We start from the raw sequence: 11,488 nt of genomic DNA, 5'->3' as shown, positions 1-11,488 counted from the left end.
GAACAAAATATTATAAAAGGAAATTTTGAAATATCACTTCTACTGGAGCAGGGTGATCCTGAAAATTATGACAATAAACTAGTTTTAAAAAATGGAAAGTTTAAAGCTACTATAGATAATTAGGAAGTAAAAACTATTTACAACATCGGTTAAGCGCAAATAGCGGGCATTCGTGTGAAAAGTGCTATTTTAGAGACCAACTAAAAAACAACTAAGCCGACAAGAAAGCGTCCCTACTCCACGCCACTTGCCTTAACCAAGACCGTTGGCAGCAATTAAAACAAAACAAAAAATGAAATTATTTTACCTAAAAACTGACAAGTTCTGGATTTTTTCACGTATTTTTTTTACACTCTTATTAATTATAGCTGTAATAAAAGTTTTCTTTTTAGACACTGATTTTGAACCTAGGAATATATTTGGATTTTCAATTTTGGCAATTTATATTTCTTTGATGATATTAATACTCCTGCGTAGAGTTTACAAAAAAACGATTCCTTCTACAGTTAAATTGACAACAGGTATTTCATCGATACTTATTGGATTATTAATGAGTTATTCAATTCTTACTAATCCCAATACTAATGAACTTCTTAAAATCGGATTTCACTTTGTTCCCGTTTGGATAATTTTACTGGGTTTAAGAGATGTTTTGCTTTATCAAAATCATTACAGTATCGAATATAATCAATCAATGGCAACTGATTAAAACTGCAGCCAACATCGGTTAAGCGCAAATAGCGGGCAATTTGGTAAAAAGTGCTATTTTAGACACCAAGTAAAAAACAACTAAGCCGACAAGTTTGCGTCCCTACTCCACGCCACTTGCCTTAACCAAGACCGTTCAAAGCGATAACCTCAACACAAAACATGACGGAAAAGTCATGTTGTTGGTTCGGTGCGTGTTGCGAAACTCCATTGCATTACGTTGTCACTACAACACTTAATCGCTTTGAACGACTCGCGGTTATTCAATTTAAAAAGCCCTTGCAGCTAACGCTGACTTAGGTAACTTAAAAAGATTTAAAGAACTTTAAAAGATAAGTATGTCTGACAATAACAAGCCTGAACAAAAACCACAACCTAAACCACTACCTAAACATATTCCTTTAAAAAGGCAACACCCAACTCCAATACCAGCAAGAGCGCCTAATAGACCTCCTAAAAAATAAACAAGAAATAAGAAATTAAAAGGATTAATCCTGACAGCATTAATATTGCACTTGCATAATTGAATATTGTTGTAAACTTATCATATACATCAGATATACAATCATACTTATTTATTTCAGCTTGTTGGGCATCGTCAGGATTGTTTTCTGCATCCAAGATACTGCCACAATACAAGTAATCATAGTAGTTTGATTTATTACCTAAAAATTGAGAAACAAAATTAATAATGATTGCTAATAATAATATACCACCAGACCACTTAATTAAATTACCCAATTCAAGGTTATTATCTTTTAAGTACTTTAATGTTTCTAAACACAAATAAATTCCTGCACCACTAATTGATACAATCAACAAATCAATTCGTTGAACACTATAAAATAATCCTTGTGAAGAAAGTTTTTGTCTTTCTATAATTCTTTCCATATCGTAAATAATTGCCATAATTTTTTAAATTTAGTTATAATATTAAACAGTCAAGTACATATGTAGTACTTTCGGTTACAGCTGTGAACAGCGATTATGCTTTTATTGCCTAACGGCAGGGCTTTTTAAATTGTTTGATTGCCTTAGGGTTCCCGAAAAGTCGGTTTGCAACCTCATTTCTCCACCCACGGCAACAAAACATAACCGCGAGTCGTTGGCAGCAATGTTTAAACAGAGATAAATAATGAAAATAAAAGCGTACCTACTTCTTTTTATAATTTTTTATAATTCAAATATCCTAAATGCTCAAAACTCTGATAAAGATTCTAAAGCAATAAAAGTTTTAAATTTCTCCACTTTTCATCTGACTAATACGACTGATATGAATTCTTCAGTTGTTGATATCAATAATCCTGAAGTTAAAAGTGAAATAAATAGAATTGTCAAAAAATTAATTGAATTTAAGCCGACTATAATCTGTGTTGAGATACCAAAAAAGTATTCAGAGGGAGCAAATGAAATCTATCAAGAATATAAAATTGACCAATCACAAAAAACAAATTGGTCTGAAGAAATAAATTCTATTGCATTTGAGGTTGGAAGACTATCTGACGTTGAGAATATATATGGAATTGATTTTACCATTGGTTTTGATTATTCGAAACTGCTAGAAATGGCTAAAAAATCTAAGTCTCCTTCAACTATAAAGTTTTTGGATAATAATTCGGAAAGTCTTAAAGAATTTAATGAGCTAAGTTTGATAGGAAAATTTCAAGCTTTGAATTCGGATGAGTGGAGATCTGAAACATTAAATCATTACAATTACTTATCTACCATACACACGGAAGGAAAATTTGAAGGAGTAGAAATTGTAAGTGAATTTTATAAAAGGAATTTAGCTATTTATTCAAATTTTCATGACATTCCTAAAACAGAAACAGATCGAGTTCTTATAATTTTCGGCGGAGCACACTCTGCATATCTAGATGTGTTTCTAAAAAATGATGAAAACTTTGAATTAGTCGATCCTAAAGAATATTTAGTGCAATAAACAAAGCAGCCAACATCGGTTAAGCGCAAATAGCGGGCATTCCAGTGAAAAGTGATATTTTAGACCCCAAGTAAAAACCAACTAAGCCGACAAGAACGTGTCCCTACTCCACGCTACTTGCCTTAACCAAGACCGTTGTAACCAATGAGAGCAGAACTAAAATGAGTAAAAACGATTGGTATATAAATTCAATTTGGAATGAACAAATCGAAACGGAATTTGAAATCCGTTTAAAAAAATCCCGTAGCAATTTCCACAAAGCTCAATATTTGAGAACTCAAGCATACTGTTTGCTTAATTCTGACATAAAATCATTTCAAGAAAAGGGAATTCAACTAATGAACAGACTTTTTGAGGATTATCCAAATGAAAAATTTAATGTAATTCAAGGAAATGAAATGTTAGGAGATTATTACCTAAGAATGAAATCATTCGATAATGCTGAAAAACACTTTAGAATAGTTACGGAATATTACTATTCAGAAACAAGAAGTGGAACTACTGGATTGGCAGATTTAAAACTGAGCGAAACCTTACTCAAATCTAAAAAGTCAGATAAATTCCAAGAAGCTTATCTTCTTGCAACCGATAAATTCGAAAAAACTGGTGGCGAATTAAATATGAATTCTGATAAGTTTTATTACGCTGAACTGATGGCAAATTTATGCAATATCATGAACAGAAAAGAAGAAGCTTCTCAATATGCCAAAGACGCACTGGAGCTATCAAAAATTTCCGCACCAGAATTCACAAGACATAAAACTGTAGGATTAATTAAAGCTTCAATTGAACAAATTGAAAATTTGAATGAAATAGTTAAAAAGAATAACCGATAAGAAGTCACTGGTTACAACATCGGTTAAGCGCAAATAGCGGGCTTAGTCGAAAAAGTGCTATTTTAGAGACCAAGTAAAAAACAACTAAGCCGACAAGAACGCGTCCCTACTCCACGCCACTTGCCTTAACCAAGACCGTTGCCAGTAATTTTTAAAGAAAACCTGAAATACAATTAAATGAGTAAATACTATAGCTTAAATGACATAAAAAATGATTTTGGGATTGAAAATGATGACATTGCTGCAATAAAAAAAGAAATTAAGAATATTATAAAAGATATCCATCCTGATAAAAACAATGGATCTTTTAAGAATAAACTCGATGAATTAAACTATCAAAAATCGATCTCTGCTTTAGAATTCTTAGATTCTGAATTTAGAATTATTTCAGTAAATGAATTAAATAATTTAGCTGTTCAAACAGAAAAAAAAATATCCAAAAAAGAACAAAAGAAGGAGTTTAAAAAACTAGATAATAAAATTTCTGGGTATATTAAGAACTATAAGAGATCACATCTTTTCCCAAAAATAAGTAGTACGGCACTAACTATAATTATTTCATTTCTATGGTTATTTCCGTCGACTTTAGAAGATCATCCAGTACTCTCAATTTACTTCACACCAAAAAATTCTTCTTTCACAATTTTGTGGGGTTTCGCATTAATAATGACGATATTATATTGGCTATTATTAAAAACAGATGAACAAAGAATGGAGGATGCTACAAAAAGACTCAATTTAGAATCTGTTCAAAATAACTTATTTCGTAGATTCTTAGATATGGAAGGATATTCTGCTAAAAGAAAGAAGAAATCTTACATTATCTTTTCTAAAGATGACCTGATTAATTATTTGAATTCTTTAAATATTTACAATCTTGAGAATCCCCGATACAGAAGGCATCTAAACATATTTAATAAAGCAATTTATATTTTAGTTTCAAGAAAAAAACTAATTGACATTGAGTTAGCTCAAAACCTTACTAATATAATTATGGAGAGGGCATTCTCAAAAAGTATAATTTCAATTGAGGATTCGAAAAACATATCAGAATCTTATAGATTTGAACTTCCTGAAGAAAAATCTGATAATTAAAAACTACAGGCAACATCGGTTAAGCGCAAATAGCGGGCAATCGATTGAAAAGTTATATTTTAGACACCAAGAAACAAACAACTAAGCCGACAAGTTTGCGTCCCTACTCCACGCTACTTGCCTTAACCAAGACCGTTGTGTGTAATTTTAACCGAACTGTATCAAAATAATGAATACTGCTGAATTTAGAAAATTAATAACAAAGCATTTTTCACCAAAAATTCGAGAATTAGGTTGGAAAGGATCTGGTTTTCATTATAGAAAAGTTGACCAAAACCACATAGTAAATATCTTAGGTCTTCAAGGAAGTCGTTTTGGAGACTCCATCTATTGTGAAACAGCAATTCATTTTGATTTTATTCCTGATTTAGTTGGATTCTCATATGACAAAAGTACATATGACAGCTGTTTAATTAGAGAAAGAATAACGCCAAATAATTCTGGTGGATGGAATTTGAGCAATAAGGAAGATATTAATATTGAAACTATAAATTCTATATGGACTTCTTTTAAGCTTCAAGGAACTAAATTTTATGAAGATTTTTCTAAATTTCCTCATCCATTTGACAAAATAAAACCTCAAGATTTAAGGAATAATACTAATTATAAAATCCTTGGAAAGTATTTTATAACAAATCACATTGAGCTGGCGAATCTTTTAAAAGAGATAAATCTTTTAATAGGTAACAAGGCTATGGCGAAAGAGTTTTCCATACTCGGAATTGAGGCGATTAATGATCTTGGGAGAAAATTATTAGTTGGTAAAAAAACTAAATCTTACAGAGAAACGGAAAGGTTCATTGAAAATCAATTAAAAAAACTGACAATTGAATAAAAAACTACACACAACATCGGTTAAGCGCAAATAGCTGGCATTCTAGTGAAAAGTACTATTTTAGACACCAAGTAAAAAACAACTAAGCCGACAAGTTCGCGTCCCTACTCCACGCTACTTGCCTTAACCAAGACCGTTGTATGCAATTTACTTAACAAAATAGCCAATATTTTTCTATTTTTTTGTTAATAATCTACATGACATAGAATTTTTTTAACTAATAAAACAAAGTAAGTTTGCATTCGTTAGAAAAAATCAAAAAAAATTAATGATAGGAATTATTTATTTAGGATGTGCATTAATCATTATTCTCATTGCTTCGACTATAGAAAAATCAAGAAAATATATAAATCAGTATTTATCTGAATTTTTAGCCACTATTGGAGCTATTGGACTATCACTTGTAGGAATAATGGCTAATAGTGAAGAAATATTTGTTGGAGAATATAAATGGAAAGATGTATGGGGACTAATGCTGATCATTTTCATAATAATTATGTTTGTTGCTATTTATGTTGGAGCGTCAAGAAATAAGCACAACTTTAATTTGAATGAAGAAATTAAAAAAAATCAGAAGCTTCAGGAAAATATTCAATTATACAACCAAGAATATTATAAGCTTTGTAGCACGACAATTTTATTTTTATTCAAAGATTTTTTTACTACTGGAAATGAAAGAATTAGCATTTATAAACATCACGGTAACCATTTTACATTATTAGGACGTTATTCAGGAAATGGAAATTACAACAGGCGAACAACTTATGAATATAATGATAATGAGGGATTAATAGGAAAAGCTTGGAATGAAGGAGAGCAAATCTTAACTGGCTCGCCTAAATGGGTAAAAAACGGATCAGAATATAAAAAATTCATGAAGCAAAAATGCAGCATAACCGACAAGCGATTAAGTAAAATTAGAATGAGAAGTAGATCTTTCTTTATAAAAACCTTGGATGATAAAAATACTGCTGAAAATCCTGATGGAATAATTGTATTTGAATCAATGGAACCGAATAAAATTATCATAACAGAGTGTAAACAATTGCTTGAGAATAATGAAAATTCAATTTTGTCATTACTTAAGAACATGAAAAGTTTAACGAACAGAGTATCTTAAAATTATTAATTGAGTTTGTAAACTGCATACAACATCGGTTAAGCGCAAATAGCGGGCATTCTGATGAAAAGTATTATTTTAGACACCAAGTAAAAAACAACAAAGCCGACAAGAACGCGTCCCTACTCCACGCCACTTGCCTTAACCAAGACCGTTGTGGTTAATATTTCAGAAAAATATAACAATGAATAACTTTTTCAAACTGACTTTAATCTTCCTTTTAATTCTTCCGTATCAGATTTCAGCACAGAAAACAATAGAAGGTTTATATTCACTTCCAAGTCCGACTGGAGATTTTTCTACTTCGATTAATTTTTCAAAAACTGGAATTTTTGAATATGAACACTCAGGACATTTAGGAACTGAGGAATACGGAATTGGAACCTACAGCCTGGATAGGAAAAAAATAATTTTTAATTACAATCTGACAAAACCATTAAAGAAGAGTTATTTTGAATCCGAATTTTGGATTAATGATAAAGAAAAAGTGGAATTAAAAGTAGATGTATTTGATTTAGAAGGTAATCCTATTCCATTCGCTAACATTTACATTCTTGCAGATAATAATAGAGTTACTTCAAATAAATCTGGTAATGGAAAATTAGTTTTGAATAAAGAAAACCGTAATGCAGAATTAACTATTTCATTTGTAGGTTATGATGAAGTAAAAATACCATTCAATCAAAAATACAATTACGAATATATCGTTCATTTACGAAAATGGAAAAGAGGATCTGCTCCAACCCCAATTCTAAACCAAATTGACACTTTACAAATTCTTCAAATAAGAAAAAATGAGATTATAACTTTAAATAAAAACAATAAAGAACAAGTTTGGACAAGACTTGAGTAAAATACTAACCACAACAACGGTTATCACAAATAACGGGTTTTATCGAAAAATTGTAATTTAGTATCCTAACAAGAAAACAACTAAGCCGACAAGTCCGCGTCCCTACTCCCGCAACTTGTGTTAACCGAGACCGTTACAAACAATTGCTCCCGAACAAAAAACATGAAAATCAAAATTGACATCGCCAAATGAAAACTTTAGAATTGAGAAATTTGATTATGAAAAGTGAATTTTTAAAAGCTTAAATAAGGATTGATACCTAATGATATTAACTAAGTAGAAAAGAATATTTACTTACTTCTTCCTTTTCTACCACTTATATATGTATGTTGACCATCAAGAGTTATATTTATATAATAATGAGTTTTACTTTCCCTAATAGTATCTATATATAAATTATAGTCTCCAATTAATCTTTTATCTTCAGAATTATTAATTGTAATCTTCAAAGAATCTGACTCTTCAAATAATTTAAAAGAAGCTTGATTGAAGTCATTAGTATAATCAATTTTCCTAATCCAAAATTGATCTGACTTTTCAAAACCCATTAAATAATGATCGTTTGAACTTAAATCCTGATTTTTATGATAGAATTCATCAACCTGCCAATCGCCCTCAACTAATTCAAAATTGTTATCATTTTCAGATGAACATGAAAAAATGAAAATAACAATTACCAGACTAAATAAATTGACCTTCATTAATTCTAAATTATTTAAGTTTATTTGATTACAAAGTAACAAATCTTTTTTACTCACTCTTATGTGTCGCAACAGTTTGTAACATCGGTTATCAGCAAATAGCGGGTATTCTGGTGAAAAGTGTTATTTTAGACATCAACTAACAAACAAGAAAGCCGACAAGTTCGCGTCCCTACTCCACGCTACTTGCGTTAACCAAGACCGTTGTAAACTATATTTATATGAAAAAACTGCTTAAAATTCTTTGCATTCTGACCATTCTTTTTTCAACGACTTCATTTTTTGCTCAAGAAAATGGAAAGCATAAAAATCTTATTGAAACAGAATCCTATAATTTGTACAAACCTAACAACACAGATGCAGTTTTACTACTTTTCGGTGGATTTCCAGAAGATGCTCTAGGTATTGAAAATGAGTTTCCTATTACTCATCTAGCGAATGAGAAAAACATTGCAGTTGTATATTTAAACTATAATCGAAAATTATGGCTAGAAGACAAGGAAAAATCTAAATTGGCTGCTTCCCTTCAAGAACTGTTTTCCTTAAACAATTTACCGACTGATAAAATCTACATTGGAGGAATGTCTAGCGGAGGAAATATGGCTCTTTTAATTGGAGACTTTCTTGCCAAAAACACGGAATATAAAATTGAACCACATGGAGTTTTTATTGTGGATTCTCCTATAGATCTTTCTGGATTATATCGAACTGCTGAGTCAAATGTTAAAAGGAATTTTTCAGAATCAGCCATTCAGGAAGGCTTATGGATTATTGAAACTTTTAATGAGAAATTCGGAAATCCCAATGAAAATATTGAACCCTATGAACAGTATTCAGTTTTTACATTTGACACTAAAAACTTCAATAATTTAAAGGATTTAGAAAACACAAAGCTTCGATTTTATACAGAGCCGGATAAAGCTTGGTGGAAAGAATATATGGATGCAGATTACGAACAATTAAATGCGTTTCATATCAAAAGGTTATCAGAATTTTTGACTAAGAATAATTTTAATGTAGAATATATTCCGACTCAGAATAAAGGCTTTAAATCAAATGGAGACCGTCACCCTCACAGTTGGTCTATAGTTGACAAAGAAGAATTAGTTCAATGGATGTTAGAGGAATAAATACAGTTAACAACATCGGTTAAGCGCAAATAGCGGGCAATTTGGTAAAAAGTGCTATTTTAGACACCAAGTAAAAAACAACTAAGCCGACAAGAACGCGTCCCTACTCCACGCTACTTGCCTTAACCAAGACCGTTGTGGTGCATATTATACAAAATCCAAATAGGATAACGATAAGTACTGATTTTAATAAAAGTTATATTTATCAAAATAATTGCTATAAAATAAAAATTATACAAATGAAAAACCTGAAACAACGAACATTAGGAGCTATGATAGGTGGACTTATGTTCGTAATAATCTTCACAATATTATCTGGTGATTACACTTTTTCAAATATATCCATATGGGCAATAGCTGGATTTCTTGTTAGTGTTTTGATAGGATTTATATTTCCATTTTTACTTGGAAAACTTTCTCCAAAATTAAACTAATGAAAAAATTAACTCTATTCAGTGTGATTAAAAAGTTTAGAATTCTGACTGTTGGCTCTAAAAAATAATTATTTTGATCAAAATCAAATAGAATTAATGAAATCTATTTAACAATACCATTTTCCACTAGACTAAAACAAGATCTGACAAAAAGTGCTTTTAATCAGAATAATAATAGCCGAATTATTGATCAATATTCAAGCTAAGAACTTTTGGAACAAAATACGCACCACAACATCGTTTAACAGCAAATAGCGGGCATTCTGGTAAAAAGTGTAATTTTAGAGACTAATTAATAAACAACAAAGCCGACAAGAACGCGTCTCTACTCCACGCCACTTGCGTTAAACAAGACCGTTATAACCAATATTTACTGAAAATGAAAAAATTAAAGTCAAACATTTACTTCAAAATTGGAATTATTATTTTTTTAATTTTAGTATTGATGATTCCAACATCAATGGTGGAGAATTTAATTCATGAAAGAGAACAGGTTCAATCAAGTGCAATTGATGAAGTAAGCTCCAAATGGGGAAAAGGACAAACAATTTCAGGACCATTTATTTCGATCCCTTTTGATAAATATGTGAATAAGTATAACAAGAAAGATTCAGTTAATGAAATAATTAAAATAAAACAATGGGCTCATTTCTTACCTGAAAAATTGAATATCTCGGGTATTATCCAGCCAGAGAAACGAAATAGAGGTATTTATGAGGTTGTTGTTTATGAATCTAAACTTAAAATAGAAGGAAATTTTGATAATATTGATTTTAAAAATCTTGATATTGACAAAAAGGATGTTCATTTTGACAAAGCAACTCTTAATATTGGTATAAATGATTTAAAAGGAATTGAGAAACAGGTATCCATAAAATGGAATAATCAAAATATTTCGTTTAATTCAGGAACATCAACGAAGGAAATTATTTCAAGTGGAATTAATGCTGTTGTACCAATAGCAAATGATAGTATGCAAACTTATTTATTCTCAACTGAAATAGACTTAAAAGGAAGTCAATATCTCTATTTTACACCAGTAGGAAAAACTACAGATGTTAGAATTAAATCAAACTGGACAACTCCGAGTTTTACAGGTACATATTTACCCGATGATAGAACTGTCACAGATGATGGTTTTGATTCAAAATGGAATATTCTTCATTTGAATAGAAATTACCCACAAGAATGGGTGGGCAGTAAATATAATATTGATATAAGCACTTTTGGAACAGATTTGTTATTACCTGTTGACAATTATAAGAAATCCTATCGAGTTGCGAGATATGCTATACTATTTTTAGCGTTAACTTTTTTGACCTTTTTCTTTGTAGAAATTATGAGAAAAGTTTTTATTCATCCCATTCAATATTTATTAGTCGGTATGGCAATTATAGTATTTTATGTGTTGCTTTTATCATTTAGTGAACATATCACTTTCAATTTTGCGTATATAATTGCTTCTATTTTAACTCTCTCTCTAGTATCCTTATATACTATGGCAATTCTAAAATCCAAGCAGATAGGATTTTTAATTTTCGGGATATTATTTATAATGTATTCATTCATTTTTACTATAATTCAACTTGAGGACTATGCTTTACTTATTGGTAGCTCGGGTATGTTCATTATACTATGTATTGTGATGTATTATTCAAGAAAAATTGATTGGTATAATATTAATTTAGATGAGAAAGAATCATTGAGTAATTAATACTGGTTATAACATCGTTTAACAGCAAATAGCGGGCATTTTGGTGAAAAGTGTTATTTTAGACCAAGTAAAAAACAACTAAGCTGACAAGAACCTGACCCTACTCCACGCCACTTGCGT

13 protein-coding genes are annotated in these 11,488 nt (G+C 30.4%); 11 read left to right on the top strand and 2 right to left on the bottom strand.

Annotated features, from left to right (window positions below):
* Positions 1–265: 265 nt before the first annotated feature.
* Together BC962_RS15900 and BC962_RS16585 are read left to right on the top strand one after the other, a co-directional pair.
* On the top strand, positions 266–709 hold the full coding sequence (locus BC962_RS15900; protein ID WP_147405669.1) for a hypothetical protein: 444 nt from the start codon (positions 266–268) through the stop codon (positions 707–709).
* A 337-nt stretch (positions 710–1,046) separates the two neighbouring features.
* Complete coding sequence (locus BC962_RS16585) at positions 1,047–1,172, top strand: hypothetical protein (protein ID WP_262674367.1); 126 nt, start codon at positions 1,047–1,049, stop codon at positions 1,170–1,172.
* On the opposite strand, the gene BC962_RS15895 is transcribed toward BC962_RS16585, so the two are convergent.
* The gene (locus BC962_RS15895) at positions 1,162–1,617 is read right to left on the bottom strand and encodes a hypothetical protein (RefSeq protein WP_121347041.1); all 456 of its coding nucleotides are present in this window, start codon (positions 1,615–1,617) and stop codon (positions 1,162–1,164) included. The two genes, BC962_RS16585 and BC962_RS15895, sit on opposite strands and share 11 nt — an antisense overlap.
* A 226-nt stretch (positions 1,618–1,843) precedes the next feature.
* Here BC962_RS15895 and BC962_RS15890 point away from each other — a divergent pair, with 226 nt between their 5' ends.
* The 6 genes from BC962_RS15890 to BC962_RS15865 all read left to right on the top strand — a co-directional run bounded on the left by BC962_RS15890 (position 1,844) and on the right by BC962_RS15865 (position 7,389).
* Positions 1,844–2,650: a DUF5694 domain-containing protein gene (locus BC962_RS15890; protein WP_121347039.1), complete on the top strand. Its 807-nt coding sequence runs from the start codon at positions 1,844–1,846 to the stop codon at positions 2,648–2,650.
* A gap of 161 nt (positions 2,651–2,811) precedes the next feature.
* Entirely contained in the window at positions 2,812–3,486 is a 675-nt protein-coding gene (locus tag BC962_RS15885; RefSeq protein ID WP_121347038.1) for a hypothetical protein, read from the top strand.
* Between the two features lie 177 nt (positions 3,487–3,663).
* A complete protein-coding gene (locus tag BC962_RS15880) occupies positions 3,664–4,581 on the top strand; it encodes a hypothetical protein (protein WP_121347036.1) in 918 nt (305 codons plus the stop codon).
* Between the two features lie 169 nt (positions 4,582–4,750).
* Positions 4,751–5,416, top strand: coding sequence for a DUF4304 domain-containing protein (locus BC962_RS15875; protein ID WP_121347035.1), 666 nt, complete (start codon positions 4,751–4,753; stop codon positions 5,414–5,416).
* A gap of 268 nt (positions 5,417–5,684) precedes the next feature.
* Positions 5,685–6,536: a hypothetical protein gene (locus BC962_RS15870; RefSeq protein WP_121347033.1), complete on the top strand. Its 852-nt coding sequence runs from the start codon at positions 5,685–5,687 to the stop codon at positions 6,534–6,536.
* Between the two features lie 184 nt (positions 6,537–6,720).
* On the top strand, positions 6,721–7,389 hold the full coding sequence (locus BC962_RS15865) for a carboxypeptidase-like regulatory domain-containing protein (protein ID WP_121347032.1): 669 nt from the start codon (positions 6,721–6,723) through the stop codon (positions 7,387–7,389).
* Positions 7,390–7,679: 290 nt separating this feature from the next.
* Here the strand turns inward: BC962_RS15865 and BC962_RS15860 are convergent, their stop codons facing one another.
* Complete coding sequence (locus BC962_RS15860; protein WP_220660189.1) at positions 7,680–8,147, bottom strand: hypothetical protein; 468 nt, start codon at positions 8,145–8,147, stop codon at positions 7,680–7,682.
* A gap of 164 nt (positions 8,148–8,311) precedes the next feature.
* On the opposite strand from BC962_RS15860, the gene BC962_RS15855 reads away from it, so the two are divergent.
* From BC962_RS15855 to creD, 3 genes are all read left to right on the top strand, one after another.
* Positions 8,312–9,220, top strand: coding sequence for an alpha/beta hydrolase family protein (locus BC962_RS15855; protein WP_121347028.1), 909 nt, complete (start codon positions 8,312–8,314; stop codon positions 9,218–9,220).
* Between the two features lie 239 nt (positions 9,221–9,459).
* Positions 9,460–9,654, top strand: a complete 195-nt coding sequence (locus BC962_RS15850) for a hypothetical protein (protein WP_121347026.1) — start codon at positions 9,460–9,462, stop codon at positions 9,652–9,654.
* A 379-nt stretch (positions 9,655–10,033) separates the two neighbouring features.
* Positions 10,034–11,368, top strand: coding sequence for a cell envelope integrity protein CreD (creD, locus tag BC962_RS15845; protein ID WP_121347024.1), 1,335 nt, complete (start codon positions 10,034–10,036; stop codon positions 11,366–11,368).
* Positions 11,369–11,488: the final 120 nt, after the last annotated feature.

It is taken from the genome of Gillisia mitskevichiae (assembly GCF_003634585.1).
In the GTDB taxonomy this organism is placed as follows: domain Bacteria; phylum Bacteroidota; class Bacteroidia; order Flavobacteriales; family Flavobacteriaceae; genus Gillisia; species Gillisia mitskevichiae.
The sequence above is the reverse complement of the archived record's forward strand: the minus strand, read 5'-3'. Positions and strand labels throughout refer to the sequence as shown.